This window comes from Microbacterium paraoxydans, from assembly GCF_018224615.1.
GTDB classification, from domain to species: domain Bacteria; phylum Actinomycetota; class Actinomycetes; order Actinomycetales; family Microbacteriaceae; genus Microbacterium; species Microbacterium paraoxydans_B.
Window position 1 is genome coordinate 275,480 of record NZ_JAGTUK010000003.1, and the last position, 26,254, is coordinate 301,733.

A 26,254-nucleotide genomic window follows, 5' to 3' on the forward strand; every position below is an offset into this window, starting at 1 on the left:
CGTATTCCTTGGCGCATCCGCAACTTCCCTGGCGCATCCCGCATCGTCTCGAGGACGGGCGGAGTGTGTGCGCAGCATCGGGCGCGCGAGTGGTTTCAGCATAGCGGTGACGGTGGTCGCGACCGGCGGGCGAACGGCGCGGACGGCGTCATCGCGTGTCATACACTGGAGAGGTTGTCCCGTAACGCGCGCGGAGGAGGCGATCGAGATCTCGACGATGTCTGATCAGACCGTACGGAAGTCGTCCATCGGTCGCACGGTGAGCGCTTACGTGACGCTGACGAAGCCCCGAGTCCTCGAACTCCTCCTCGTCTCGACCGTCCCGGTCATGTTCCTCGCGCAGGGCGGACTGCCGAACCTCTGGCTGGTCCTCGCGACCGTCATCGGCGGCTCGATGAGCGCCGGCTCGGCCGGGGCGTTCAACATGTATCTCGATCGCGACATCGACGCTCACATGCACCGGACCGAGAACCGGCCGCTGGTCACGGGCGAGGTCAGCCCACGCGGGGCGCTGATCTTCTCGTGGACTCTCGCGATCGCATCGACCGTGTGGCTCTGGTTCACCACCAACTGGCTGACGGCCACGCTCTCCGCCGCCGCCATCTTCTTCTACGTCGTCATCTACACGATGATCCTCAAGCGGCGCACCGAGCAGAACATCATCTGGGGCGGTATCGCCGGCTGCTTCCCGGTGCTCATCGGCTGGTCGGCGGTCACCGGCTCGCTCGACTGGCCCGCGTTCATCCTGTTCCTGCTGGTCTTCCTCTGGACGCCGCCGCACTACTGGCCGCTCTCGATGAAGTACAAGGACGACTACGAGGACGTCGACGTCCCCATGCTCGGCGTCACGCGCAACGCCTCGCAGGTCGGACTGCAGGTGATCCTCTACGCCTGGGCCACCGTCGCCTGCTCGTTGCTGCTCGTGCCGATCGCCGGCATGGGGCTCGTCTACACCGTGTCCGCCCTGGTGTTCGGCGGCTGGTTCATCTACGAGTCGCACCGCCTGTACAACCAGGCGGTGCGGGGGACCGAGGCGCGGCCGATGCGAGTCTTCCACGCCTCGATCACCTACTTGACGCTGATCTTCGTGGCGGTCGCGGTCGACCCGCTGCTGCCGTTCTGATCGGACTGCTCGTCGGACGCGGCGTCCGATACGGCGGCGGACGCGGCTGACTCGTCCGCGCGGATGACGCCGTCCTCCGTCGGAGCCATCACGTCCGACTGCGGCGTCGCCGGATCGGCCTGCACGCGCGTCCGGTCTTCGACCGGCTCGTCGACCGCGGGCTCGAGGGCGACCGGCGCGAGTGCCGGGGAGGGAACGAGCGCACGCGCCGCCACCAGGGCGAGCGCGAGCAGCAGGCCGATGAGCCCGGCGCCGAGCACTGCGGCTCCGACCACCACGAGCGACTGTCCGACGTAGACCTCCACGCCCGTGGCGGTGCCGTCGAGCAGCGTGCTCGTCATGGTGCCGATCTGCCCGGCGATGAGCCATCCGCCGACGCCGATCGCGGCGAGGGACACGATGAGGAGAATCCAGAACCCGATGCTTCTGGTGACTGATCTGTGCATGCCGAACAGCCTGGCCGATGCCCTGATGAGGGCCCGGTGCGCGCGCTATGGATCGTCTGTGCGGCCTCAGCGCGCGGTGAGCGCGGGGTCGACGGAGGGGGGCACCGCCGCGCCGCTGATCGCCGCGCGCTTCAGGTGCAGCACCACCACGGTGTAGGTGGCGGCGGAGAGCGACGCGAGCACCATGTGGATGCCGACCAGGATCGGGGGCAGCCCCTCGCGTGCTTGCCACACGCCGACGCCCACCTGCACCAGGATCGCGATCACCAGCACGAGGAGCCACCGTCGAGGCTCCAGGCGGAGCGCCCAGGCCGTGACGGTGAGGAACAGCACCAGAGCGGCCAGGACGTAGCCGGGCCAGGAGTGCACGTGTGCGAGGACGGTCGCGTCGAAGCCGTGGCGGAGCACGTCTGCGTCGCCGGAGTGCGGCCCGGAGCCCGTCGTGAGGACGCCGAACAGGATGGTCACCGCGAGCGCGAGCCCGGTCACGTGCGTGACGACGGCGAACCAGGCGGGCACCGCGCGCTCGCGCGGGCCCGGCGCCGTCTTCAGCCGCACCAGGAACGCCGCCGTGATGCAGACCAGCAGCAGCGACGAGGTGTAGTGGAAGCCCACGATGAACGGGTTCAGTCCGGTCAGCACGGTGATGCCGCCGACGAGGGCCTGGGCCACCACGCCGATCAGCACGAGCCACGCCAGGAGCACCAGGTCGCGGCGCGTGGCGGTGGTGCGGACGGAGTGGACGGCTGCCGCGATGACGGCGAGCAGCAGCACGCCCGAGGCGATCGGCGAGGCGGGGAAGTGGAAGGGGAAGGCGATCGCGAAGGCGACGGCTGCGGCGATGATGCCGCCGAGCGCGAACCACAGCGCCTTCGTGACGGCGCGGCGCCCGTTGACGGTGTAGAGCACGAGCAGCACGACCGTGAGCGCGATGATTCCCACGACCCCCGTCATCAGACGATTCCCGAACTCGATGATGCCGTGCACGCCCTGCACTTCGAGGATCGGCACGAGCGATTCCGGCGTGCACAGCGGCCAGTCGGAGCAGCCGAGGCCGGAACCGGTCAGGCGCACGGCGCCTCCGGTGCCGATGATGATGGTCTCGCTGAGGAACGACAGCCACGCGAACACGGCGAGAGCCTTACCCCACCCGCGTGATCGCGGAAGCGGAGTCGTCCGACTCGTCGGAGGGGCGGTGATGGTCGTCTCGGGCATGAGTCCTCCGGCTCGTCGGCGACGTGGCGCGCGGCCCGTCCGCCAGGCGGAACCTGTAGAATCGGATTGTTGCGATGAGCGCTGACAGCGCTGAAGCATCGTCAACAGTTTAGGCGCGATGGAAGCGCTGATGATGAGGGCCCACCAACGGCACCCGCTCCCGCAGACTCGACGGGGATCAGGTGTGTCGGGGCGGATGACACCGTTTGGGACCTGTGAGGAGAGTGTTGCATGTCGGATGTGCTGATCGACCGCCCGGAGCTTGACGGTCTGGGGGTGTACGAGTTCGGCTGGCACGATGAGGACGCCGCGGGTGCCGTGGCGAAACGCGGTATCTCCGAAGAGGTGGTCCGCGGGATCTCTGCCCTCAAGAACGAGCCCGAGTGGATGCTGAAGACCCGCCTCAAGGGGTACCAGCTCTTCGGGCGCAAGCCGATGCCGACCTGGGGTGCCGACCTCAGCGACATCGACTTCGACAACATCAAGTACTTCGTCCGCTCCACCGAGAAGCAGGCGCAGAGCTGGGAAGACCTCCCCGAGGAGATCCGCGAGACCTATGAGCGTCTCGGCATCCCCGAGGCCGAGCGTCAGCGTCTCGTCGCCGGCGTCGCCGCGCAGTACGAGTCCGAGGTCGTGTATCACCAGATCCGTGAGGACCTCGAGGCCCAGGGCGTCATCTTCATGGACACCGACACCGCGCTGCGCGAGCACCCGGAGTTCTTCGAGGAGTACTTCGGCACGGTCATCCCCGCGGGTGACAACAAGTTCGCAGCGCTCAACACCGCCGTGTGGTCGGGCGGCTCGTTCGTGTACGTCCCCAAGGGCGTGCACGTGGAGATCCCGCTGCAGGCGTATTTCCGCATCAACACCGAGAACATGGGCCAGTTCGAGCGGACCCTGATCATCGCCGACGAGGACAGCTACGTCCACTACATCGAGGGCTGCACGGCGCCGATCTACAAGTCCGACTCGCTGCACTCGGCCGTGGTCGAGATCATCGTGAAGAAGAACGCCCGCGTGCGCTACACGACGATCCAGAACTGGTCGAACAACGTCTACAACCTCGTCACCAAGCGCGCGGTGGCGCACGAGGGCGCGACGATGGAGTGGGTCGACGGCAACATCGGCTCCAAGGTGACGATGAAGTACCCGTCGATCTACCTGATGGGCGAGCACGCCAAGGGCGAGACGCTCTCGGTCGCCTTCGCCGGTCCCGGGCAGCACCAGGACGCCGGAGCCAAGATGATCCACATGGCGCCCTACACGCAGTCGTCGATCGTCTCCAAGTCGATCGCGCGCGGCGGTGGCCGTGCCGGCTACCGCGGTGAGGTGCGCGTGGACGCCAACGCGCACCACTCGGCGAACACCGTCCGTTGCGACGCGCTGCTGGTGGACACGAAGTCCCGCTCCGACACCTACCCGGCGATCGACATCCGCGTCGACGACGTGCAGCTCGGACACGAGGCCACGGTCTCCAAGGTCAGCGAGGAGCAGCTCTTCTATCTGCAGTCGCGCGGCATGCCCGAGGACGAGGCGATGGCGATGATCGTGCGCGGCTTCATCGAGCCGATCGCGCGCGAGCTGCCGATGGAGTACGCGATGGAACTGAACAAGCTCATCGAGATGGGCATGGAAGGATCGGTCGGCTAAATGGCGGCCTCGACGACAGCGCCCGCGGAGGCGCAGCACACGAACGCGCACATCGACCCGGCCGCCCAGGTCGCCGACGCCGGATTCGTCCCGGTGCAGACCCGCTCGGAGCGCCCGCACTCATACGACCCCGACGACTTCGGCGCGCCCACGGGCCGCGAGGTGAACTGGAAGCACACGCCGATCGCGCAGCTCACCCCGCTGTTCACGCCCGCCGTGGCCAACGAGGGCGTGACCTATGCGTTCGCATCGGGGGAGCAGTACCTCTCCGGCCCGCTGGGCATCGGTACGGCTCCGCGCGGTGAGGTCTTCCTGCCCGAGGACATCACGGCGGCCGTCGCCTGGCAGGGCGGCGCGGAGGCGCTGCACGTGCGGATCCCGCGCGAGGAGGAGGTCGCCGAGCCCGTGTTCGTCACGGTCACGGGGGCCGGAGCCGAGCAGCGCGCCGACGCCCACATCGTGATCGAGGCGCTGGAGCACAGCGTCGCGACGGTGGTGCTGCAGCACAAGGGCTCCGCCAGCTACGCGCAGAACGTGGAGATCATCGTCCGCGACGGCGCGAAGCTCACGGTGGTCACGGTGCAGCAGTGGGAGGACGACGCGGTGCACGCCGCGGCGCACCAGGCCCGCGTCGGCTCCGATGCCACGCTCAAGCACTTCGTGGTGAGCTTCGGCGGCGGCCTCGTGCGGGTGAACCCGAGCGTCGAGCTCGCGGGTTCGGGCTCCGAGGGCTATCTGTACGGGCTGTCGTACGCCGACGCCGGGCAGCACCTCGAGAGCCAGGTGTACCTGCACCACAAGGGCCCGCACACGACGGGTGACGTGCTGTACAAGGGTGCGCTCCAGGGTGCGAGCGCCCACAGCGTGTGGATCGGGGACGTGCTCATCGGCCCGGACGCCACCGGCACCGACTCGTACGAGGCGAACCGCAACCTGGTGCTGACCGAGGGCGCGCGCGCCGACTCGATCCCGAACCTCGAGATCGAGACGGGCGACATCGTGGGCGCCGGTCACGCGAGTGCGACCGGCCGGTTCGACGACGAGCAGCTGTTCTACCTGCAGGCGCGCGGCATCCCGGAGGAGGAGGCACGCCGGCTCGTGGTGCTCGGCTTCCTCACCGACATCGTGCAGCGCCTCGGCATCCCGACGCTCGAGGCGGAGCTGCTGTCCGCCATCGAGGCCGAGCTCGCCGAGGTGAACGCGTGACCGCCGAGCGGGTGTGCGCCGTGTCCGACCTGGAGCAGGACACCCCGCTCCGCGTCGAGCCGGGCGGCGTGCCGATCACGGTGATCAAGGACGGCGAGGGCGTCATCCACGCCATCGGCGACACCTGCACCCACGGCGACATCTCGCTCTCCGAGGGCTTCGTGGAGGGTGACACGGTGGAGTGCTGGGCGCACGGCTCGGCGTTCTCCCTGATCACCGGAAAGCCCCAGAACCTCCCCGCTTACGAGCCCGTCCCGGTCTATGTCGTCGAGATCGACGGCGACGACGTGCTCATCGATCCTGCTGTGACGAAGGAAGTCTGAAGAATGTCTGTTCTCGAGATCCGCGACCTGCACGTGACGGTCGAGACCGAGGCGGGGACCACCCCGATCCTCAACGGAATCACCCTCACCATGAACACGGGCGAGACCCACGCCATCATGGGCCCCAACGGCTCGGGCAAGTCGACCCTGGCCTACACGATCGCCGGTCACCCGAAGTACACGGTGACCTCCGGCTCCATCACCTTCGACGGTGAGGACGTGCTGGCGATGAGCGTCGACGAGCGGGCCCGCGCCGGTCTGTTCCTCGCCATGCAGTACCCGGTGGAGATCCCCGGTGTCACCGTGACGAACTTCCTGCGCACGGCCAAGACCGCGCTCGACGGGGAGGCCCCCTCGATCCGCCAGTGGACCAAGGACGTCAAGGAGTCCATGGCGAACCTGCGCATGGACCCGAAGTTCGCGCAGCGCAACGTCAACGAGGGCTTCTCCGGCGGTGAGAAGAAGCGTCACGAGATCCTGCAGCTCGAGGTGCTCAAGCCGAAGTTCGCCGTGCTCGACGAGACCGACTCGGGCCTCGACGTCGACGCGCTCAAGATCGTGTCGGAGGGCGTGAACCGCGCGAAGGAGTCCACCGGGCTCGGCGTGCTGCTCATCACGCACTACACCCGCATCCTGCGGTACATCCGCCCCGACTTCGTGCACGTCGTCGTGGCGGGCAAGATCGTCGAGGAGGGTGGACCCGAGCTCGCCGACCGCCTGGAGAACGAGGGCTACGACCGGTTCCTCGACCCCTCCGCCCCGATCGAGGCGTAGGCTGAGTCGTATGACAGCGACCCTCACGGACGAGAAGTACGACGCGGTCACCGAGGCGCTCAAGGACGTCATGGACCCCGAGCTCGGGATCAATGTCGTCGACCTCGGCCTCATCTACGACCTCGCATGGGATGACGAGAACGACGCTCTCGTCATCCACATGACGCTGACCAGTGCCGGCTGCCCGCTGACCGACGTGCTGGAGGACCAGACAGCGCAGGCTCTCGACAACGTCGTGGAGCGGTTCCGCATCAACTGGGTGTGGATGCCGCCGTGGGGTCCGGAGCGGATCACCGACGATGGGCGCGACATGATGCGCGCACTCGGCTTCGCGATCTGACGCGCGAGCACACAGTGATGTTTGACGAAGCGGGCGCGGAGACGCGCCCGCTTCGCTGACTCCGCGGCGAGGCGGGGTCGAGAACACGGGAGATCGAATGTTGCCGGTGAAGGCCCTGTCCCTGTCGGAGCTCCGCGAGCGCAGCAGCGAGAAGTGGCGCGAGTATCCGGCCGACGTGCTGCCGCTCTTCGTCGCCGAGACCGACTTCCCGCTCGCGCCCGCGATCACCGCGGCCCTGCACGGGGCGGTCGAGCGGGGCGACACGGGCTACATCGCCTCGAAGACGCCGCTGGCCGAGGCGTTCGCGGGTTTCGCGCGCCGTCGCTACGGCTGGACCGTGGATCCCGCGCGCGCCCGCAGCACCGCCGACGTCAGCATGGGCATCGTGGAGATCCTGCGCCGGGTGACGCAGCCGGGGGAGCGTGTCGTGGTCACGCCGCCCGTGTATCCGCCGTTCTACGACCTGGTGGATGAGGCGGGCGCCGACGCGCTGCGCGTCCCCCTGCGCGACACCGGTACCGGATGGGAGCTCGACCTCGACGGCATCCGTGAGGCGTTCGCTGACGGCGCCACGGCGATCCTGTTGTGCAACCCGCACAACCCCACCGGCACGGTGCACGACCGCGACGCCCTGGCCGCGCTGGCGGAGCTGGCGGCCGAGTACGGTGCGGCGGTGGTGTCGGACGAGATCCATGCGCCCCTCGCGCAGCCAGGCACGGGGTTCACCCCGTTCCTCGCGGCGAGCGAGACCGCCGCGCGGGTCGGCTATGCCGTGGTGAGCGCGAGCAAGGCGTTCAACCTCGCCGGCCTGAAGTGCGCGCTGATGGTCACGGCCGACGACGAGACGAGTGCCGTCGTGCGCAACCTGCCGGTCGAGGTGGAGTGGCGCACCGGCCAGTTCGGGCTGCTCGCCTCGGTCGCGGCCTTCGGGGAGGAGAGCGACCCCTGGCTCGACGGACTCCTCGACACGCTCGACGAGAACCGCGTGCTGCTGGAGGACCTGCTGGCCCGGCATCTCCCGGGTGCCCGCTACCGCATCCCCGACGCCGGCTACCTCGCCTGGATCGACCTCTCGGCACTCGGCTGGGGTGACAATCCGGCCAAGCGGATCCTGCGGGAGGCGAAGGTCGCGCTGCACTTCGGCCCGGCGTTCGGCGCCGAGGGGGCGGGGCACGTGCGGTTGAACTTCGGCACAAGTCCGGAGATCCTGACCGAGGCGATCGAGCGCATCGCCGCGCTCGTGGAGCGATGACCGCCCCTCAGCCCGTCGCGTCGATCTGGGATCGCGGTCGCGTCTGGGTGACGGCGGGTGCGGTCGCGCTGATCTTCCTCGCGGCGATCGAGGCGCTGGCCGTGACCACGGTCATGCCGGTCGTGAGCGCGGCGCTCGACGGGGAGGCGCTGTTCGCAGTGGCGTTCGCGGGGACGCTCGCGACGAGCGTGATCGGCATGGTGGCGACCGGCGCCTGGTCGGATGCCCGGGGGCCGCGGGGCGCGCTGTATGTCGCGGTCGCGCTGTTCATCGTCGGGCTGCTGATCTCGGGCTTCGCGACCTCGATGCCGCAGTTCCTCATCGGTCGGCTGGTGCAGGGCCTCGGCACGGGAGGGCAGACCGTGGCACTGTACGTCGTGGTTGCGCGACTGTATCCGCCGGAGCTGCACGGTCGCGTGTTCGCCGCCTTCGCGGCCGCGTGGGTCGTCCCGTCGATGGTGGGACCGTTCCTGGCCGGCGCGGTCGCGGAGTATCTGGACTGGCGTTGGGCCTTCCTGGGCGTCGCCGTGCTCACCGCGATTGCCTTCGCGATGATCGCCGTGCGGCTGCGTGGCGTCGATCTGGGCGGCGGAGAGCCGCAGGACCGGCGTGCGCTGCGGCTTCGTCTGCTCCTGGCGGTCGTGGTGGCGGTGCTGGCGGTCGTGATCGGCGTCGCGGCCGACATCGACGACCGCGTGCGATGGCCGATCGCGGTGGCCGCGATCCTCGGTATCGGAGTCGCGGTGCTGCCGCTGCTTCCCGCGGGCACCCTGCGCGCGGGTGCCGGGCTGCCGAGCGTGGTGCTCATGCGCGGTGTGGCGGCCGGCGCGTTCTTCGCGGCCGAGGCGTACATCCCCTACCTGCTGATCCGGAAGTACGACTTCACGGCCACGTGGGCGGGCGTGGCGCTCATGCTGGCGGCGTTCGCGTGGGCCGGGGCGTCTGCGGTGCAGGGGCGCTACGGTGAGCGGCTGGGCAACCGCCGTATCACGCTGCTGAGTCTCGGCGGCCTGCTGATCGCGATGCTCGCGGTGCTGAGTGCCGCCGTGTTCCCAGTGTCGCCGATCGTGGTCATCCTCGGCTGGGCGTTCGCGGGCGGCGGCATGGGGCTGCTGTACCCGCGGCTCACGGTCTTGACGCTGGCCTACTCGGACGAGTCGAACCAGGGCTTCAACTCCTCGGCGCTGTCGATCTCCGACGCGACGGGGTCGGCAGTCGCGATCGCGGTCGCCGGACTCGCGGTGGCGACCCTCGGCGGGGGAGCGGGCGCGGTGGGCGTGGTGTTCGCGTTCGGCCTCGGGCTCGTCGTGTTCGCGCTCGTTCCGGGGCTCAGGCTCGGGCATGCCGCGGAGTCGCGGACGCATTGACCCCGCCCGCGAGTGCCTCGACGCCCAGGTCGAACACGCGGTCAAGGCCCGCCGTGACGTCGACCTCGTCGGAGTGCGGCAGGGCACCGTAGCTGTCGGCGTGCATGCGCTGTTGCACGAGGGTCGCGTGTCCGAGGACGAAGTGCAGGATCGCGGTGGCGCGTGACTCGGGGTCGGTGGTGCCCTCGTCGCGCAGCGCGGAGACGAGCGCGTCGAGCGCGTGTGCCGAGCCGAGCTGGAGCGCATAGGTGCTGAGCACGAGCTCGGCGCCGTCGCGATGGGCGAACAGCGCATCGCGCAGGCCGCGGGCGGTCTCGAGCACTCCGGAGGCACCGCGCGGGACGGCCGCGGTGATGCGGTCGGCGAGCTCGGCGAGCAACTCCTGCTTGCTCGCGAAGTGCCAGTAGAGGGCACTGGGCTGCACGTCGAGCCGTCCGGCGATGCGCCGCATCGACAGGTCTGCGAGACCGACCTCGTCGAGCAGCTCGAGAGCGCTCCGGGCGACGCTGCCGCGGTCGTGGCGGGCCGGATTGGGCTCGGGGGTCATACCCCCACTATAGTGAACGGCGTTCAGGTGAACGGTGTTCAGGAGGCGTGGGTGGGAGAGTCGAGCGGAGCAGAGGACAGCCGCGGATCGATCGTCCTGGACCGCGTGCGCGTGGAGCTCGACGGCCGCGCGGTCCTGCACGACGTGTCCCTCCGCCTGGAGGTGCCGCGCATCGCGGTGATCGGCGCGAACGGCTCCGGCAAGTCCACCTTCGCGCGCCTGCTGGACGGCCTGGTCGTGCCCACCGCGGGCACCGCCGTCGTGCACGGACTCGACGTGGCGCGGGACACGCGCGAGCTCCGCCGCCGCGTCGGCTTCGTGTTCACCGACCCGGACGCACAGATCCTCATGCCGACGCCCGCGGAAGACCTCGCCCTGTCGCTGCGAAACCTGCCGCGCGCGGAGGTCGGTCGACGCGTGCGCGAGACGCTGGAAGCGCACGGGCTCGAAGAGCACGCCGACGTCCCGGCCTCCTCGCTCTCCGGTGGACAGAAGCAGCTGCTCGCGCTGGCCGCCGTCCTCGTCACCGGCCCGCAACTCCTCGTGGCGGACGAGCCGACCACACTGCTCGATCGCCGCAACGCGCGGCGCATCGCCGACCTCCTGATGACGCAGGAAGCGCAGGTCGTGGTCGCGACCCACGACCTCGACCTCGCGGCGCGCTGCGACATCGCCGTGCTCTTCGCGGGCGGCCGGATCGCTGCGCTGGGGCGCCCGGACACCGTGATCGACGAGTACTGCCGGGTGTCCGCGTGATCTCCCTCTACCGCCAGGGCGACAGCCTCGTGCATCGCCTGCCCGCGGGCGCGAAGCTCGCGGGCCTTGCGCTCTGCGCACTCGTGCTGACGCTGCTCCCGCCGCACCCGCTGGTCGTCGCGGGCGCCCTCGGTGCCACGGTCGTGCTGTTCCCGCTGGGAGGGCAGAGCCTGCGCACGCTGGTGCGGGAGCTCTGGCGGTTGCGGTGGCTGCTGCTCGTGCTCGGAGTGATGCTCGCGCTGTTCGTCTCGCCGCTCGCCGCGTGGATCGGGGCGGGGCGCGTGGCGGCGCTGCTGCTGCTCGCGGCACTGGTGACCATGACGACGCGGATGTCCGACCTGCTGGCCGTGCTGCAGGCACTGTTGCGACCGCTGCGCCGCTTCAGCGTCGAGCCGGAGGCCGTGGCGCTCACCCTGTCGCTGACGCTCACGATGGTGCCGGTCGTGGCGGCGTTCGCCAACCGGCTCCGCGAGGCCGAGCGTGCGCGCGGGGTGCGTCTGGGCCCGCGCGCCGCCGTGCCCCTCCTGGTGCTCACACTCCGCCATGCCGACCGCGTGGGAGACGCCCTCGCGGCCCGCGGCGTGGCCTGAGCCCTACGCGGGCGCCGCGACCGCCGCGACCCTCGCGGGTGCGGGAGAGGTCGTCCGGGCGAGGCGCAGCGCCGCCAGCAGCAGTGCCACGGCCACCACCGCGGTCGTGACCGACGTGCCGACGACCAGCAGCAGCACAACCCCGCTGAGCCCCAGCAGGGCCGCAGCCACGAGGCGGCCCCGCGACCGCGTGCCCAGCGGTGCCGGCTCCCGCTCGAAGCGGTCGACCGCGACGGCCACCGCGGCGGTCAGCGCCAGAGCCGACAGCAGCCAGAGCGGACGCGCGAGCCACCACTCGGGGCTGTCGAGTGCCGGGAGCACGGCATCGGTGGTGAGCGCGGCGACCGCGGTCAGCCCGGCCATCGCCAGCAGCACCGGCATGTGCCACAGGTAGACGGTCATGGTGCGGCGGGTGACGAAGGACGTGAAGGCCGCCGTGACGGCGTGGCCGCTCACCCGCCCGATCCGCTCGCGATGCAGCGAGAGCAGCCCCGTGTGGACGACCCCGACCAGCAGCAGCGCAGCCGTGGGCGGGTTGATGTTGGCGATGAGGTCGGGGGAGTACGCCCCGACGAGGAACAGTGAGACCAGGAGCCCCCCGGCGCCCGCGATGGCCGCGACCCGGATGCGACGCGGGAGCGCGTCGATGCGACCGTCGGCGAGGAAGAAGCCGAGCTGCTGCAGCGCGAGCCAGATGAAGGCGAGGTTGAGGAAGCCGATCGCCTCCGCGCCGGTCGTGCCGCGCACGAGGTCCACCGCGACCGCCACGGCCGTGAGAGCGCCGATCGTGCGCAGTGGTGCGCGATCATGCAACCACACCATCGCGGGCAGCAGCACCTGGCACAGCAGGAACACCCCGAGGAACCACAGCGGCTGGCTGTACCGGAAACCCGCGACCGCGATCAGGTCGGCCGGAACGCCGAGCAGGGTGAGCACGGCCAGGGCCACCCCCACCACCGCGATCGTCACGACCGCCGGTCGCAGCAGCCGGTGCACGCGGGCGCTGAGGAAGCCGAGGGCGCTCGCCCCGCCGGCCCGCAGGCGACGATAGGCGAGCAGCCCGGAGAACCCGCCGATCACGAAGAACAGCGGCATCACCTGCAGCACCCAGCTCAGCGGCGCGATCCACCCGGTGCCGTCGCTCGCGTTCTCGAACACGGGCGCGCCGTCGACCACGGTGACGCCCACCATGATGGCGTGGAGCAGCACCACACCCACCACGCAGAGCGCCCGGATGAAGTCGATGCCGGTGTCTCGTCGCGCGGACGGTGCGGACGGGGGAGCGGCGGGCAGCGCCTGCACGATGGCCATGGGATCCTCCTCGGAACGGTGTCCTCGGAGGCTATGGACGGGGTGGCCGCGGGGGCATCACTCCACGGTGTCGATGCGACCCCTACCGTGGGGTGATCAGGACGACGGTTCGACCAGGCCGGTGTCGTAGGCGAGGATGACGGCGTGCACGCGGTCGCGCAGGCCGAGCTTGGACAGCACCTTGCCGACGTGGGTCTTCACGGTCTGCTCCGCGATGAACAGCTCGGCGGCGATCTCCGCGTTCGACCGGCCGCGGCCGATCAGCACGAGCACCTCTCGCTCGCGGTCGGTCAGCTCGGCGAGCACGGTCGTGGAGCGTGCGGTCCGCGGCCGGCGCCCGGCGAACTGCTCGATCATCCGTCGCGTGACGCTCGGGGCCAGCAGCGCGTCGCCGCCCGCCACCACTCTGACCGCGTGCACCAGCTCCTCGGGCAGCGCGTCCTTGAGCAGGAAGCCGCTCGCCCCCGCTTCCAGCGCGTCGTAGACGTAGTCGTCGATGTCGAACGTGGTGAGCATGAGGATGCGCGGCACGTGAGCGGCAGGATACGACGGCCCGAGGATCCGGCGCGTGGCCTCGATCCCGTCGAGCTCGGGCATCCGGACGTCCATGAGGATCACGTCCGGGTCGAGACGGGCCGCGAGGGCCACCGCCTCGGCGCCGTTCGCCGCCTGCCCGGCCACGCGGATCCCCTCGTGGGCGTCGAGCAGCGCAGCGAAACCTGCACGGACCATCGCCTGGTCGTCGGCGATGAGCACGCTGATCGTCACGGGGTCTCCTCGTCTGCCGCGGTGGTGCCGCGGCGGTCGGTCGTCGGGGCAGCGGAAGCGGGTCCGAGCGGCAGGACCGCCTCGACGCTCCAGCCGCCATCGTCTGCGGGGCCGGCGGACAGGCTGCCGCCGAGGATCTCTGCGCGCTCCCGCATCCCCCGCAGCCCGTAGCCGCCCGTGTGGGCTGCGGGTGACCGGGGTGGCGCGGCGTTGCGCACGGCCAGACGCAGCGAGGTCGCGTCCGCGTGCAGGCGCACCGTGACGCGGGCGCCCGGCGCATGGCGGACGGCGTTGCTCAGAGCCTCCTGCACGATGCGGAACGCGGCGATCTGCACGGTGGGCTCAGCGGCGGCCGCGGCGTCGACGCCTTCCATGACGAGCCCGACTTCGACGCCGGCGCGACGGATGCTGTCCACCAGGGCAGGGATGTCGTCGAGGCCCTGCTGCGGGGCGAGCTCGGCGTGCTGATCCTCCGTGCGCAGCACGCCCAGCATGCGTCGCATCTCGGTGAGGGAGGTGCGCGCGGTCGCGGCGATGTCTTCGAACTCGGCGGTCGCTGCGTCGTCGAGCCCCGGGAGCCGGTACCGCGCGGTGGACGCCTGCACCTGGATCACCGACATGCTGTGCGCCACCACGTCGTGCAGTTCTCTCGCGATCCGGGTGCGTTCCTCCACGAGCGCGCGACGCGACTCCTCGAGTGCGCTGTGCTCACGCTCACGCGAGAGCTCCTCGGCCACGCGGACGCGCCCCGCGATGAGCACCGCGATGAGGTACATGGCGGCGGCGAGCGAAGCCGTCACGATGAGATCGGCGGTGGCGCTCCCCGCGGACGCCTCGCTGGCGACCATGTCGGGGCGCAGCAGGGGAGCCGTCAGCGAGGTCAGGGCACCGACCACGAGGGCGACGGCACCCAGGCGGCCGCCGTGCACGAACGTCACCACCCCGACGAACAGGAGGAACGTGAGCAGGGCGGGCACCGACCACGGCCACGGAGACTGGATGGCCTGCGCAGGGACGACGAGGAGCGGCAGGGTGAAGGTCGCGGCGGTGAACAGCGCGATGGCGAAGCGTGGTCGGGCGAGCGCGACGATGGGGGCTCCGCACAGCGCCGCTCCGAGCAGGAACGACAGCGCCAGGGGCGTGCCGGACAGCGCGGTCTGCAGCGGCACTAGCAGCGCGTACAGCACCACCGCCGCCGCATACAGCGCCGCGAGGGCGGCGGTGCGGTTGCTCATCCGCGGCGCGCGCGGGCGTCGCTCTCGGCGGCGGGCCATGCCTCTCATCCTGCCAGGTTCGCCACCGGCGCACGGCGGCGGCGGGCGGCGGCGATCCGGTCGATCACGACGCCGATCACCAGCGCCACTCCGATTCCCAGCCCCGCGCTGAGCAGCGGCTGGTCCTTGATCCACGCGCCGGCGAGCAGTCCGATCGCCAGGCTGAACACGCTCCAGCTGGCCCCGGCGATCAGGCTGAGGGGCACGAAGCGGCGCCACGGGAAGCCGAGTGCGCCCGCGGACATGTTCACCGCGACGCGGCCGACCGGAATGTACCGGGCCCCGAGGATGAGCGTCGCGCTGCGCCGGTCGAGGGCGCGCTGGGCGTAGGCGAACGCCGCGGCGATCCGGGGCCGTCGCATCCATCCGAAGCGGGTCGTGCCGACCTTCCTTCCGATCAGGAACGCGAGGTTGTCACCGATCGCGGCGCCGACGGCCGCGACCAGGCCCAGGAGCAGCAGGTTGCCGTTGCCGGTGGACGCGGCGACGGCGGCGGCGGCGACGAGTACGGTCTCGCTCGGCACGGGCGGGAAGAACCCGTCGATGACCGTGACGGCGAACAGCACCAGGTACAGCCAGGGGGAGGCGATCGCCTGCATGATGAGCTCGTTGAGGATGTCCACTCCTGCACGGTAGGCGGGCGTTCAGGGATGGGGCATCCCTCTGCGGTATCGGGGCTCTCACTCCTCAGAGGGATCTTGCCGAGCGGGGTCGGTCCCGGGGCGGCATATACTGGGAGGCTGGCCGATCGGCCGCTCACCCACCCCGAAGGAACGGACGTCCGCTGTGCTTGCCGTGCACGACCTCGAGATCCGCGTTGGCGCGCGCCTGCTGATGGAGAACGTGTCGTTCCGCGTGGGCGACGGAGACAAGATCGGTCTGGTCGGTCGCAACGGCGCCGGCAAGACCACGCTCACCAAGGTGCTGGCGGGCGACGTGCTGCCGTCGGGCGGGTCCGTCAACCGGTCCGGCGAGCTCGGCTATCTGCCGCAGGATCCGCGATCGGGCAACCCGGAGGACCTCGCCCGCACGCGCATCCTCGACGCGCGTGGCCTCGGCCAGCTCAACCTCGGCATGACGGAGGCGTCGCTGGCGATGGGGTCGGACGACCCCGCCGTCGCCGCGAAGGCCATGAAGCGCTACGCCAACCTCACCGAGCGGTTCGAGGCGCAGGGCGGGTATGCCGCCGAGGCGGAGGCGGCCTCCATCGCGCACAACCTGTCCCTTCCCGACCGCATCCTCGACCAGCCGCTGTCCACCCTCTCCGGAGGTCAGCGTCGACGGATCGAGCTGGCGCGCATCCTGTTCTCGGACGCGGACACGATGATCCTCGACGAGCCGACCAACCACCTCGACGCGGACAGCGTCGTGTGGCTGCGCGAGTTCCTGAAGAACTACAAGGGCGGCCTGATCGTCATCAGCCACGATGTCGAACTCGTGGGCGAGACGGTGAACCGCGTGTTCTATCTCGACGCCAACCGCCAGGTCATCGACATCTACAACATGAACTGGAAGAACTACCTGCGTCAGCGCGCCGCTGACGAGGAGCGCCGGAAGAAGGAGCGCGCGAACGCGGAGAAGAAGGCGACGACCCTGCAGCAGCAGGCCGCGCGCTTCGGTGCCAAGGCGTCGAAGGCCGCGGCCGCACACCAGATGATGGCGCGTGCCGAGAAGCTGCTCGCGGGACTCGACGAGGTGCGGCAGGAGGACCGGGTCGCCAAGCTGCGGTTCCCGAAGCCCGCCCCGTGCGGGAAGACCCCGCTCATGGCGTCGGGACTGTCGAAGTCCTACGGCTCGCTGGAGATCTTCACCGACGTCGACCTCGCGATCGACCGCGGCTCGAAGGTGGTCGTCCTCGGGCTCAACGGTGCGGGGAAGACCACGCTGCTGCGCATGCTCGCCGGCGTCGACCAGCCGGACACGGGTCAGCTGGAACCGGGGCACGGCCTCAAGGTGGGCTACTACGCCCAGGAGCACGAGAACCTCGACGTGAATCGCTCGGTGCTGGAGAACATGGTCTCGGCCGCTCCGCACATCACCGAGACGGAGGCCCGCAAGGTGCTCGGCTCGTTCCTGTTCACGGGCGACGACGTGCTCAAGCCCGCCGGGGTGCTGTCGGGTGGCGAGAAGACGCGACTCTCGCTCGCGACGCTCGTGGTGTCGTCGGCCAACCTGCTGCTGCTGGACGAGCCGACCAACAACCTCGACCCGGCGTCGCGCGAGGAGATCCTCGGGGCACTCGCGCACTACGAGGGCGCGGTGGTGCTGGTGTCGCACGACCCCGGCGCGGTGCAGTCGCTGAACCCGGAGCGGGTGCTGATCCTGCCCGACGGCGTCGAGGACATCTGGAACCAGGAGTACCAGGAGCTCATCGAGCTGGCGTGACCCCGGCGCGGTGTGGTCGCGCGTGGCATCATCGGGGGCATGAGCACCCTGGCGCCGAGCAACCCGTCCGACATCCGCGCCTGGCTCCGGGCCCTCCCGGCGCTCCGCGGCGACGGACGGCCGATCGATGCGTCGACGCTTCCCGAGGAGCCGCTGCCGCTGTTCCTGTCGTGGATCCGGTTCGCGGCGGAGCAGGGGGTGCCGGAACCGCACGCCGCAACCCTGGCCACGGTCGACGCGGACGGCGTGCCGGACGCGCGGACGCTCCTGCTCAAGGACGTGGACCGGCGCGGCTGGGCGTTCGCGGGACCGCGGTCGTCGGGCAAGGGCGTCCACCTGGCCTCACACGCCGTGGCCGCGTTGAACTTCTGGTGGCAGCCGCTCGCGCGGGCCGTACGGCTGCGCGGGCCGGTGCAGGAGGCGACGCCGGCGGAGAGTGCCGCGGATCTGGCGGCGCGCTCTCCGGCCGCACGGGAGGGGGTCGCGGCGGGGGACTGGGTGCTGTGGCGCCTGCAGCCGTCGCGCGTCGAGTTCTGGCAGGGTGCGACCGACCGACGGCACACTCGGATCATGTACGAGGCGACGGCGGACGGATGGTCGTTGCGGGTACAGGGTTCGACGGGCGCCTGAGGCTTCGCGGCGCGACGGTCAGCGGGCGTCGAGCAGCTCGTCCTCGACGTCGGCGTCGCGGTCGCGGCGCCGTGGCGCCCTGGCGGGTGCGGGCTTCCCCTCGAGCTCTTCGCGGTGCTTCACGATCTCGGTGCGGATGATGTAGCCGATGAAGATGAAGCCCATGATCGCGAACAGGATCCACTGGATCGCATACGACAGGTGCGGGCCGGGATCGTCGGTGGGCGACTCGAAGCCGCCGAGGGTGCCGGTGCCGGCCGGATCCTCCGAGACCAGGCGTCCGTACGCTCCCGTCAGCGCCCCGCCGTCGACGAGCTCGGCGATGGACGGCAGGTGGATCGTGGGCACCTGGCCCTCCGGCGCCCCGCGCCCGGAGGCCGGGAGCTGCTCGCCGGGTCGCAGACGCACGGTGACGGTGACCTCGCCGGATGGCGGGGCCGGTACTGCGTCCGGCACGTCGCTCTCACCCGGCGGTACCCACCCGCGGTCGACGATGAGCACGCGACCGTCGGTGTCCCGGAACGGCACGAGCACCTCGAACGCGCTCGTTCCGCCGTGGGGCCGGTTGCGCACCAACAGCTGTTCGTCGGCCAAGTACTCGCCCTGCAGGGTCACCGGCCGCCACTCATCCTGCGGGTCGAGCACGTCGTCGTCGCCGAGCAGGTCGGCGAGGGGCACGGCGGGAGCGTCGTAGTTCTGCTCGACCAGGGCGATCTGTTCCGCCCGCGACTCATTGCGCTCGAACTGCCAGTGGGACAAGAAGGCGCAGGCGATGGCGAATCCGATGGCGATCAGCGTGTAGACGCCCCAGCGGGTCAGACGGTTGTTCATGAGGGTACGCCGTCTCTCACGGTGACCGGGAAGTCGCGGGCGGCGAGATAGTCGCGCAGGAAGTCGACGTGCCCCGGGCACGCGAGCCAGATCTTCTCGCGGTCAGGGGCGTGGATGCGGGGATTGCGCCAGACGACCTGGCTGGTCGCCGCGCTCCGGCAGCCGGCGCGCGAGCAGATCAGGTCGGTCATTGCTCGGCACGGCCTTCACGAATGGTGATGATGCCGGGATTCGCCTCCTGCACGGGCGCCGGAGCGGCCGGAGCGTCGAGTTCGTGCAGGGGAGATTCGGCGGCGGTCTCGGTGCTGTCGCTGCCGGCATTGGCGAACACCACGGCGATGTAGGGGAGCACGGCGGCGGCCAGCGCGAACACCCACGTGTACCAGCCCAACGGCTGCACGAAGAACATCAGCCCGAAGCAGACGATGCGGATCGTCATCGTGAGCGCATAGCGGCGCACGCGGTGGTCGCTCTCGTCCCCGGGGGACTGGGGGAGAGAGGTGACGGCCGGGACTTGACGTGCGTTCTTCACGATGCTTCCAGCCTACGCCGGTGCGGGGTGCGCGGCGTCCTGATCTCTGCTCAGCTCGCGAACAGGAACGGCAGCGTGAACGCGCCGAAGAGGAGCAGACTCGCGACCGTGGAGATGAGGGTCAACAGGAGCCCGGCGATGACGACGTAGCCGAGGATCAGGCCCGCGATGGCGATGCCGCGGCCGCCGAGACCGGGAGTGCGGCGGATCTGGCCGAGCGCCAGGTGGCCCGTGATCACGGCGGCGATCGAGGCCAGCATCGGAATCACCGCCCAGAACAGCACGACCGCCACGAGCCCGCAGACGAGAGAGGTGATGGCCAGGCCGCTCGTGGGACGGGGTGGTGCCGGGGCGTACGCGGGGGCGGGCCCGGCCACGGGCGGGGCGGCGGGCGGCGGTGTGTACGCCGCAGGTGGTGATCCATAGGCCGCGCCGTACACAGGTGCCGCGTTCTGCCCGGGCGCTGCGCCAGACGAGGGGGGAACGCCGTACGCCGGGGGAGCGACGGGGGCGGCGCGCAGTTCCGTCGGCGTCGCCGGTGCGGTGGACGGCGGAGGAGGGAGGGGCTGCTCGCCCTGCGGGGCGGCGGGGGTGCGGGGATCGCTCACGCTGAAGCCTTTCGTCGCCTCAGCGTCCCAGCGTCCGCCTCACCATGTCAAACCTCGGCCGGGCACCGTTCGCGGTTCTCGCTAGGATCGTTGACGGCTCGGAAACCCGACCCCCGACCCAGATCAGGAGTGCCCCCATGAGTGCTGACCGCGTCGTCCTCGTCACCGGAGGCAACCGTGGCATCGGCCGCGCCATCGCGGAGCGCTTCGTCAAGGAGGGGTACCGCGTCGCCGTCACCGCGCGCAGCGGGGAGGGACCGGAGGGCACGCTCACGGTCCGCGCCGATGTCACCGATGCCGCCGCGCTCGATGCCGCCTTCACCGAGGTCGAGCAGCAGCTCGGGCCGGTCGAGATCGTGGTCGCGAACGCCGGCATCACGAAGGACACGCTGCTGCTGCGCATGAGCGAGGACGACTTCGACAGCGTCGTCGCCACGAACCTCGGCGGCACGTTCCGCGTCGTCAAGCGGGCCTCCAAGGGCATGCTGCGGGCGCGGTTCGGGCGCATCATCCTCATCTCGAGCGTGGTCGGGCTCTTCGGGTCTGCCGGGCAGGTGAACTATGCGGCGTCGAAGAGCGCGCTCGTCGGGTTCGCCCGCTCGATCACCCGCGAGCTGGGTGCGCGCGGCATCACCGCCAACGTCGTGGCCCCCGGGTTCATCGAGACCGACATGACCGCGGAGCTCCCCGAGGAGACCCAGAAGCAGTACCAGGCGAGCATTCCGGCCGGACGATTCGCGACGCCCGACGAGGTCGCCGGTGTGGTCACGTGGCTGGCGAGCGACGATGCCGCGTACATCTCGGGTGCGGTCATCCCGGTCGACGGCGGCCTCGGGATGGGGCACTGACCCGACGCCGAGTCGCTGAACGAGACACCCGGCCTCACGGCGCATCGCCGTCGAACTCACCGATCGACGGCCGCCCCCAGCAGTTCGCTGAGACGCTGTGGCGCGGAGAACTGCGGCCAGTGCCCGGAACCGATGCGCACGACCTCGGCGTCGGTGATCGCGCGGAACTCCTCCGCGTACGGACCCCATTGCGCGATGACGTCGTCGAAGGCCGCACGGTCGAGACCACCCATCAGCAGGGTCACCGGGACCGTGTGGCGCTTCGGGTTCTGGAGCACGATCTCGTCCGAGGGCACCCGTCCCGGCACGCTCTGCGTCAAGGCCCCCGTGCGTTCGCGCGTGGCCTCGTCGAGGTCGTGCACGTCCTCGTCCGGGAAGAAGTCCCACCCGGGAAACGGCACAGCGCCGTCGACGACCTCGAACTCGTTGATGCTGCCTCCGGGAGGCGGCGGCACGGTGTCGATGAAGACCACCCGTCGTACGCGCTCGGGTCGCGCGTCTGCGACGCCCCACGCGACGTTCCCTCCGCCGCTGTGGCCGACGACGACCACGTCGCCCCGTGCGGCGTCGACGGCGGCGACGCCGGCCGCCACCCACTCCGCGATCCCGATCTCGTCTGCGGCTTCGCCCGAGACGCCGAGTCCGGGAAGGGTCAGGGGGTGGGCGCGGTGACCCGCCCGTTCGAGAGCCGGAACGATGTCGTCCCAGCTGCGTGCGTCGAGCCAGAGCCCGGGGATGAGGATGATGTCCATGGGCCGACGCTAGCGGCGACCACCGACATCCACCACTGCGCGATCAGGGCAGCAGCGGGATGACCTCGGCGAGGTCCTGCCTCGCGACGACGAGACTCGCCGCCTCGCGGACGGCGGGTTTGGCGTTGAAGGCGAGCCCGAGCCCGGCGATGGCCATCATCGGCAGATCGTTCGCGCCGTCGCCGATCGCGATCGTGGCGTGCGGCGCGACGGCCAGCTCCTCCGCCCAGGTCCGCAACCAGGCGGCCTTCGCCTGTCCGTCCACGATGTCGCCGTCCACGCGGCCGGTCAGCACGCCGTCGGCGGTCTCCAGCCGGTTGGCGCGCCAGCGGTCGACGCCGAGATCGGGAGCGACATGGTCGAGGATCTCGTGGAACCCGCCCGAGACGACCCCGACCACGCCTCCGCGCTCGTGTACGGCGGCCGTGAGCTCGCGCACGCCGGGCGTCGGCTCGATGCGCGTGCGCACACGCTCGAACGCGGACACCGGAACCCCTTCGAGGGCGGCGACCCTGGAACGGAGACTGGCAGCGAAGTCCACCTCGCCCCGCATCGCCGCCTCGGTGGCCGCCTGCACCTCCGCACGGCGACCGGCCTCGTCGGCGAGGAGCTCGATCACCTCGTTGCGGATGAGCGTGGAATCGGCATCGAGGACGACGAGGAAGCGCGCGGAGGTCACCTTCCGAGCCTAGCGATCCGGCGGAGTCGTCCCGCGCCGCGTGACGACTCAGCGCTCGATGAAGGTGCCCTTGCCCACCACGGTGATCCCGGACTCGGTCACCGTGAAGCCGCGCGCCAGGTCCCGCTCCCGATCCACGCCGACCGTCGCCCCGTCCGCGAGCACGACGTTCTTGTCGAGGATCGCCCGATGCACCCGCGCTCCCTGACCCACGTGCACGTGGTCGAACACGACGGAGTCGGTGATCGTCGAGCCCCCGCCGGCCAGTGTCCAGGGTCCCACCACGCTCCGCTCCAGGTGCGTGCCGGAAAGGACGGAGCCGAGCGAGACGATCGAGTCGATCGCGTTGCCGATGCGTCCGACGGAGTCGCGCACGAACTTCGCGGGCGGGGAGTTGACCGCCTGCGAGTGGATCGGCCACTCCATGTTGTACAGGTTGAACACGGGCAGCGTCGAGATGAGGTCGCGGTGCGCGTCGAAGAACGAGTCGATGGTCCCCACGTCGCGCCAGTACGAGCGGTCGCGCGGCGAGGAGCCGGGAACGTCGTTCTGCTTCATGTCGTAGTAGCCCGCCTCGCCGCGGTCGACGAAGTACGGCACGATGTCGCCGCCCATGTCGTGGCTGGAGGTGGGGGACTCGCCGTCCGCCTCGACGGCGGCGATCAGCGCGTCCGCATCGAAGATGTAGTTGCCCATCGAGGCGAGGACCTCGTGGGGGGAGTCCGCGAGGCCGGTGGCATCCGTCGGCTTCTCGAGGAACTGTCGGATGCGCCCGGACTCGGGGTCGGCGTCGATCACGCCGAACTGCGACGCGAGGGCCAGGGGCTGCCGGATGCCCGCCACGGTCGCCCGGGCGCCCGACTCGATGTGCGCCTCGAGCATCTGGCGGAAGTCCATGCGGTAGACGTGGTCCGCGCCGATCACGACGACGATGTCGGGCTTCTCGTCATTGATCAGGTTCATGCTCTGCAGGATCGCGTCCGCCGAGCCGGAGAACCACCGCTTGCCGAGTCGCTGCTGCGCGGGAACGGACGTGACGTACGAGTCGAGCAGGGCGGACATCCGCCAGGTCTGGGAGATGTGCCGGTCCAGGCTATGCGACTTGTACTGCGTGAGGACCACGATCTGGCGCAGGCCCGAGTTGATCAGGTTGGAGATGGCGAAATCGATCAGACGGTACTGGCCGCCGAACGGCACGGCGGGCTTCGCGCGATCCCCTGTCAGCGGCATGAGGCGCTTGCCCTCGCCGCCGGCGAGGATGATCCCGAAGACCTTCTTTGGAGCGGACATGGCTCCACCATAGATGCCGCCGCGCCGGCGAAACTAGCGTCTGGACAAGCCGGTCGCTAGCGTCTAGGCATGCGAGTCGAGATGATCAGCAAGGAGTACCCGCCGGAGATCTACGGCGGAGCCGGAGTGCACGTGGCTGAGCTGGTCGCCGCCCTGCGCGAGAGCATCGACGTGACGGTACGAGCCTTCGGTGCGCCGCGCGACGAGGAGGGGACGTTCGCCTACGGCACGCCGGCGGGACTCGCGGACGCGAACCCCGCGCTGCAGACCCTCGGCACCGACCTGGAGATCGTCGCGGCCATCGCCGGGGCCGACCTCGTGCACAGTCACACGTGGTACGCGAACTTCGCCGGTCACCTCGCCTCCCAGCTGCACGGGATCCCGCACGTGCTGACCGCTCACAGCCTCGAGCCCCTGCGGCCGTGGAAGGCGGAGCAGCTCGGGGGCGGTTATGCGGTGTCGAGCGGGATCGAGAGGCTCGCGTACGAGAACGCGGCGGCCGTGATCGCCGTGAGCGCGGGGATGCGCGCCGACATCCTGCGCAGCTACCCGCAGGTCGACCCGGAGCGCGTCCGCGTGATCCACAACGGTATCGACGTGGAGCGCTGGCGGCCGGTCGAGAACGCCGCCTTCCTCGAGTCGATCGGCATGGACCCCGCGCGTCCCTCTGTCGTGTTCGTCGGACGCATCACCCGGCAGAAGGGGCTGCCGTATCTGCTGCAGGCGGCGCGGCTGCTTCCGCCGGAGGTGCAGCTCGTGCTGTGCGCCGGCGCGCCGGACACCCCCGAGATCATGGCCGAGGTGCAGGAGGGCGTGCGTCTGCTGCAGCAGACGCGAGAGGGCGTCATCTGGATCGAGCGCATGCTTCCCCGCGACGAGCTGTCGGCCATTCTCGCCGCGGCGACCACGTTCGTCTGCCCCTCGGTGTACGAGCCTCTGGGCATCGTGAACCTCGAGGCGATGGCGTGCGGCGCCGCGGTCGTGGGCACGGCGACGGGAGGGATTCCGGAAGTGGTCGACGACGGTGTCACGGGACGGCTGGTGCCGATCGAGCAGATGCAGGACGGCACCGGAACCCCGATCGACCCCGAGCGCTTCGTCGCCGATCTGGCATCTGTGCTGACCGAGGTCGCCACGGATCCCGAGCGCGCCCGCGCATACGGCGAGGCCGGCCGCGAGCGAGCCCGCTCGCAGTTCAGCTGGACCGCGATCGCGGATGAGACCCGCGCGCTCTACGCGGGCCTGATCCGTTGAGCCGATAGGCTGGCGGCATGCCGATCGCTCTGGATTTCGCTGACGTCGTCGTGCGCCGAGAGGGGCGCAACATCATCGATCACGTGACCTGGCAGGTCGCCGACGATCAGCGATGGGTGATCCTCGGGCCGAACGGCGCGGGCAAGACCACGCTGCTGCAGTTGGCCGACACGCTCATGCACCCCACGTCGGGTGCCGTGACCGTGCTGGGGGAGACCCTCGGTCGCACGGACGTGTTCGAGCTCCGCCCGCGGATCGGGTTCGCGTCGTCGGCGATGGCCAAGCGCGTGCCCCGTGACGAGACGGTGCTCAACACCGTGCTCACGGCGGCGTACTCGGTGCTCGGACGGTGGAACGAGAACTACGAAGACATCGATGAGCGTCGTGCGCTCCGGGTGCTCCGGGACTGGCGCCTCGACCACCTGGCCGACCGCACGTTCGGCACGCTCAGCGACGGCGAGCAGAAGCGCGTGCAGATCGCGCGAGCCGTCATGACCGACCCGGAGCTGCTGCTGCTCGACGAGCCGACGGCCTCGCTCGACCTCGGCTCGCGCGAGGAGCTGCTGGCTCTGCTCGGTGGCTACGCCTCGGCGCCCTCGACTCCCGCGATGCTGATGGTGACGCACCACGTGGAGGAGATCCCGGTCGGGTTCACACACGCGCTGCTGCTGCGCGACGGGGTCATCGTCGCGGCGGGCCCGATCGAGGAGTCGCTCACGGCCGAGTCGCTGACGACCGCGTTCGGCATGCCGATCGCGCTCTCGCAGGAGGGTGGCCGCTACGCCGCCCGCGCCGCGTCCTGAGGAGGCATCTGATAGAATCGACCCTTGGTGCTCTCTGCACCGCAGACTTCCCTCGTCCCTGGCACAATCCAGGGCAGCAACTAAGGAATCCCATGAAGACTGACATTCACCCCGACTACCAGGCCGTCGTGTTCCGCGACCTCGGCTCGGGCGAGACCTTCCTCACCCGTTCCACCGTCACCAGCGACAAGACCATCGAGCTGGACGGCGTGGAGTACCCGGTGATCGACGTCGAGATCTCCTCGGCTTCGCACCCCTTCTACACGGGCAAGCAGCGCATCATGGACTCGGCCGGTCGCGTCGAGAAGTTCAACCAGCGCTTCAAGGGCTTCGGCGGTTCCTCCAAGTAAGGGCCCCACGACGAAGGCCCCGCGTTCCTCGGAACGCGGGGCCTTCGTCGTGCTCGGGCATCGCCTCAGAGATCGAGGATGATCTTCGTGCCTCGGATGCGGTCGGGCGGATCGCCGGGGGAGGGCGCGGGGGCGGTGCGCCGGGTCTGGCGGTCGCGCTCCTGTCCCGCCTCGTGTGCGGAGGGCGACCAGACACTGTCGAAGGCCCCGACGAGCCCGCCGCCCGCGGCGTGCTCGTACTTCTCCTCGACCGGCTTGCGGGAGAACGTGTGCCGCATCCCCGCGAAGAGCAGGGCGGGGCCGGTGACCAGCACCAGGGCGACGGTCGCCCACGCCATCACGTCTCGCAT

Annotated in this window: 31 protein-coding genes; 16 read left to right on the forward strand and 15 right to left on the reverse strand. The window is 70.3% G+C overall.

Annotated features, from left to right (window positions below):
• Positions 1-217 precede the first annotated feature (217 nt).
• Positions 218-1,123: a heme o synthase gene (locus KE274_RS11480; protein ID WP_211543882.1), complete on the forward strand. Its 906-nt coding sequence runs from the start codon at positions 218-220 to the stop codon at positions 1,121-1,123.
• Here the strand turns inward: KE274_RS11480 and KE274_RS16565 are convergent.
• Together KE274_RS16565 and KE274_RS11490 are read right to left on the reverse strand one after the other, a co-directional pair.
• Positions 1,069-1,569, reverse strand: coding sequence for a hypothetical protein (locus KE274_RS16565; RefSeq protein WP_249186304.1), 501 nt, complete (start codon positions 1,567-1,569; stop codon positions 1,069-1,071). The genes KE274_RS11480 and KE274_RS16565 overlap by 55 nt on opposite strands.
• A gap of 66 nt (positions 1,570-1,635) precedes the next feature.
• A complete protein-coding gene (locus tag KE274_RS11490; protein WP_211543884.1) occupies positions 1,636-2,784 on the reverse strand; it encodes a COX15/CtaA family protein in 1,149 nt (382 codons plus the stop codon).
• A 231-nt stretch (positions 2,785-3,015) separates the two neighbouring features.
• Between KE274_RS11490 and sufB the strand changes: the two genes are divergently transcribed.
• The 7 genes from sufB (at position 3,016) to KE274_RS11525 (ending at position 9,696) form a co-directional block, all read left to right on the forward strand.
• Positions 3,016-4,434 carry a Fe-S cluster assembly protein SufB gene (sufB, locus tag KE274_RS11495; RefSeq protein ID WP_136030161.1) on the forward strand — a complete coding sequence of 473 codons (1,419 nt, stop codon included), beginning with the start codon at positions 3,016-3,018 and terminating at the stop codon, positions 4,432-4,434.
• Positions 4,435-5,640 (forward strand): Fe-S cluster assembly protein SufD, encoded by a 1,206-nt coding sequence (gene sufD, locus KE274_RS11500; protein WP_211543886.1) that lies wholly within the window; start codon positions 4,435-4,437, stop codon positions 5,638-5,640.
• Complete coding sequence (locus tag KE274_RS11505; protein WP_211543888.1) at positions 5,637-5,963, forward strand: non-heme iron oxygenase ferredoxin subunit; 327 nt, start codon at positions 5,637-5,639, stop codon at positions 5,961-5,963. The genes sufD and KE274_RS11505 overlap by 4 nt, the downstream gene beginning before the upstream one ends.
• A gap of 3 nt (positions 5,964-5,966) precedes the next feature.
• A complete protein-coding gene (gene sufC / locus KE274_RS11510; RefSeq protein WP_101845421.1) occupies positions 5,967-6,737 on the forward strand; it encodes a Fe-S cluster assembly ATPase SufC in 771 nt (256 codons plus the stop codon).
• Between the two features lie 10 nt (positions 6,738-6,747).
• On the forward strand, positions 6,748-7,077 hold the full coding sequence (locus tag KE274_RS11515; protein WP_211543890.1) for a metal-sulfur cluster assembly factor: 330 nt from the start codon (positions 6,748-6,750) through the stop codon (positions 7,075-7,077).
• Between the two features lie 97 nt (positions 7,078-7,174).
• Positions 7,175-8,329, forward strand: coding sequence for a MalY/PatB family protein (locus tag KE274_RS11520; RefSeq protein ID WP_211543893.1), 1,155 nt, complete (start codon positions 7,175-7,177; stop codon positions 8,327-8,329).
• Positions 8,326-9,696, forward strand: coding sequence for an MFS transporter (locus KE274_RS11525; RefSeq protein WP_211543894.1), 1,371 nt, complete (start codon positions 8,326-8,328; stop codon positions 9,694-9,696). Before KE274_RS11520 ends, KE274_RS11525 begins: the two co-directional genes overlap by 4 nt.
• Here KE274_RS11525 and KE274_RS11530 read toward each other — a convergent pair.
• Entirely contained in the window at positions 9,659-10,243 is a 585-nt protein-coding gene (locus tag KE274_RS11530) for a TetR family transcriptional regulator (RefSeq protein ID WP_211543896.1), read from the reverse strand. The two genes, KE274_RS11525 and KE274_RS11530, sit on opposite strands and share 38 nt — an antisense overlap.
• A gap of 51 nt (positions 10,244-10,294) precedes the next feature.
• On the opposite strand from KE274_RS11530, the gene KE274_RS11535 reads away from it, so the two are divergent.
• Complete coding sequence (locus tag KE274_RS11535) at positions 10,295-10,999, forward strand: energy-coupling factor ABC transporter ATP-binding protein (protein ID WP_307872200.1); 705 nt, start codon at positions 10,295-10,297, stop codon at positions 10,997-10,999.
• Positions 10,996-11,589, forward strand: a complete 594-nt coding sequence (locus KE274_RS11540; RefSeq protein ID WP_211543898.1) for an energy-coupling factor transporter transmembrane component T family protein — start codon at positions 10,996-10,998, stop codon at positions 11,587-11,589. The genes KE274_RS11535 and KE274_RS11540 overlap by 4 nt, the downstream gene beginning before the upstream one ends.
• A 3-nt stretch (positions 11,590-11,592) precedes the next feature.
• On the opposite strand, the gene KE274_RS11545 is transcribed toward KE274_RS11540, so the two are convergent.
• The 4 genes from KE274_RS11545 to KE274_RS11560 all read right to left on the reverse strand — a co-directional run bounded on the left by KE274_RS11545 (position 11,593) and on the right by KE274_RS11560 (position 15,565).
• Complete coding sequence (locus KE274_RS11545; protein WP_211543900.1) at positions 11,593-12,900, reverse strand: acyltransferase family protein; 1,308 nt, start codon at positions 12,898-12,900, stop codon at positions 11,593-11,595.
• A gap of 96 nt (positions 12,901-12,996) precedes the next feature.
• A complete protein-coding gene (locus KE274_RS11550; protein ID WP_211543902.1) occupies positions 12,997-13,668 on the reverse strand; it encodes a response regulator in 672 nt (223 codons plus the stop codon).
• On the reverse strand, positions 13,665-14,942 hold the full coding sequence (locus tag KE274_RS11555; protein ID WP_211543905.1) for a sensor histidine kinase: 1,278 nt from the start codon (positions 14,940-14,942) through the stop codon (positions 13,665-13,667). The genes KE274_RS11550 and KE274_RS11555 overlap by 4 nt, the downstream gene beginning before the upstream one ends.
• Positions 14,943-14,947: 5 nt before the next feature.
• Positions 14,948-15,565, reverse strand: coding sequence for a DedA family protein (locus tag KE274_RS11560; protein WP_211543907.1), 618 nt, complete (start codon positions 15,563-15,565; stop codon positions 14,948-14,950).
• Positions 15,566-15,728: 163 nt separating this feature from the next.
• Here KE274_RS11560 and KE274_RS11565 point away from each other — a divergent pair, with 163 nt between their 5' ends.
• Entirely contained in the window at positions 15,729-17,327 is a 1,599-nt protein-coding gene (locus KE274_RS11565; protein ID WP_211543909.1) for an ABC-F family ATP-binding cassette domain-containing protein, read from the forward strand.
• Positions 17,328-17,366: 39 nt separating this feature from the next.
• Positions 17,367-17,957 (forward strand): pyridoxine/pyridoxamine 5'-phosphate oxidase, encoded by a 591-nt coding sequence (locus KE274_RS11570; RefSeq protein WP_211543911.1) that lies wholly within the window; start codon positions 17,367-17,369, stop codon positions 17,955-17,957.
• 18 nt (positions 17,958-17,975) lie between these two features.
• On the opposite strand, the gene KE274_RS11575 is transcribed toward KE274_RS11570, so the two are convergent.
• The 4 genes from KE274_RS11575 to KE274_RS16780 are packed head-to-tail and all read right to left on the reverse strand — an operon-like array spanning position 17,976 to position 19,928.
• Positions 17,976-18,788 (reverse strand): SURF1 family cytochrome oxidase biogenesis protein, encoded by an 813-nt coding sequence (locus KE274_RS11575; RefSeq protein ID WP_211543913.1) that lies wholly within the window; start codon positions 18,786-18,788, stop codon positions 17,976-17,978.
• Positions 18,785-18,979, reverse strand: a complete 195-nt coding sequence (locus tag KE274_RS11580) for a hypothetical protein (RefSeq protein WP_211543915.1) — start codon at positions 18,977-18,979, stop codon at positions 18,785-18,787. Before KE274_RS11580 ends, KE274_RS11575 begins: the two co-directional genes overlap by 4 nt.
• Positions 18,976-19,320, reverse strand: coding sequence for a DUF3099 domain-containing protein (locus KE274_RS11585; protein ID WP_211543917.1), 345 nt, complete (start codon positions 19,318-19,320; stop codon positions 18,976-18,978). Before KE274_RS11585 ends, KE274_RS11580 begins: the two co-directional genes overlap by 4 nt.
• A 50-nt stretch (positions 19,321-19,370) precedes the next feature.
• Positions 19,371-19,928 (reverse strand): DUF4190 domain-containing protein, encoded by a 558-nt coding sequence (locus KE274_RS16780; RefSeq protein ID WP_211543919.1) that lies wholly within the window; start codon positions 19,926-19,928, stop codon positions 19,371-19,373.
• A 137-nt stretch (positions 19,929-20,065) separates the two neighbouring features.
• Between KE274_RS16780 and KE274_RS11595 the strand changes: the two genes are divergently transcribed.
• Entirely contained in the window at positions 20,066-20,776 is a 711-nt protein-coding gene (locus KE274_RS11595; RefSeq protein WP_211543921.1) for a beta-ketoacyl-ACP reductase, read from the forward strand.
• Positions 20,777-20,832: 56 nt separating this feature from the next.
• Here KE274_RS11595 and KE274_RS11600 read toward each other — a convergent pair whose 3' ends face one another.
• Genes KE274_RS11600 through KE274_RS11610 form a run of 3 tightly spaced genes read right to left on the reverse strand, consistent with a single transcriptional unit; the run spans position 20,833 to position 23,497 of the window.
• On the reverse strand, positions 20,833-21,528 hold the full coding sequence (locus KE274_RS11600; RefSeq protein WP_211543923.1) for an alpha/beta fold hydrolase: 696 nt from the start codon (positions 21,526-21,528) through the stop codon (positions 20,833-20,835).
• Between the two features lie 43 nt (positions 21,529-21,571).
• The gene (gene serB, locus KE274_RS11605) at positions 21,572-22,207 is read right to left on the reverse strand and encodes a phosphoserine phosphatase SerB (protein WP_211543925.1); all 636 of its coding nucleotides are present in this window, start codon (positions 22,205-22,207) and stop codon (positions 21,572-21,574) included.
• Positions 22,208-22,255: 48 nt separating this feature from the next.
• Positions 22,256-23,497, reverse strand: a complete 1,242-nt coding sequence (locus KE274_RS11610; protein WP_211543927.1) for a glucose-1-phosphate adenylyltransferase — start codon at positions 23,495-23,497, stop codon at positions 22,256-22,258.
• A 69-nt stretch (positions 23,498-23,566) separates the two neighbouring features.
• On the opposite strand from KE274_RS11610, the gene glgA reads away from it, so the two are divergent.
• The 3 genes from glgA to KE274_RS11625 all read left to right on the forward strand — a co-directional run bounded on the left by glgA (position 23,567) and on the right by KE274_RS11625 (position 25,904).
• The gene (gene glgA, locus KE274_RS11615; RefSeq protein WP_211543929.1) at positions 23,567-24,751 is read left to right on the forward strand and encodes a glycogen synthase; all 1,185 of its coding nucleotides are present in this window, start codon (positions 23,567-23,569) and stop codon (positions 24,749-24,751) included.
• Positions 24,752-24,768: 17 nt separating this feature from the next.
• The gene (locus KE274_RS11620) at positions 24,769-25,554 is read left to right on the forward strand and encodes an ABC transporter ATP-binding protein (RefSeq protein WP_211543931.1); all 786 of its coding nucleotides are present in this window, start codon (positions 24,769-24,771) and stop codon (positions 25,552-25,554) included.
• Between the two features lie 92 nt (positions 25,555-25,646).
• Positions 25,647-25,904, forward strand: coding sequence for a type B 50S ribosomal protein L31 (locus KE274_RS11625; protein WP_047520045.1), 258 nt, complete (start codon positions 25,647-25,649; stop codon positions 25,902-25,904).
• Positions 25,905-25,969: 65 nt separating this feature from the next.
• Here the strand turns inward: KE274_RS11625 and KE274_RS11630 are convergent, their stop codons facing one another.
• Positions 25,970-26,254 carry a hypothetical protein gene (locus KE274_RS11630; RefSeq protein ID WP_211543933.1) on the reverse strand — a complete coding sequence of 95 codons (285 nt, stop codon included), beginning with the start codon at positions 26,252-26,254 and terminating at the stop codon, positions 25,970-25,972.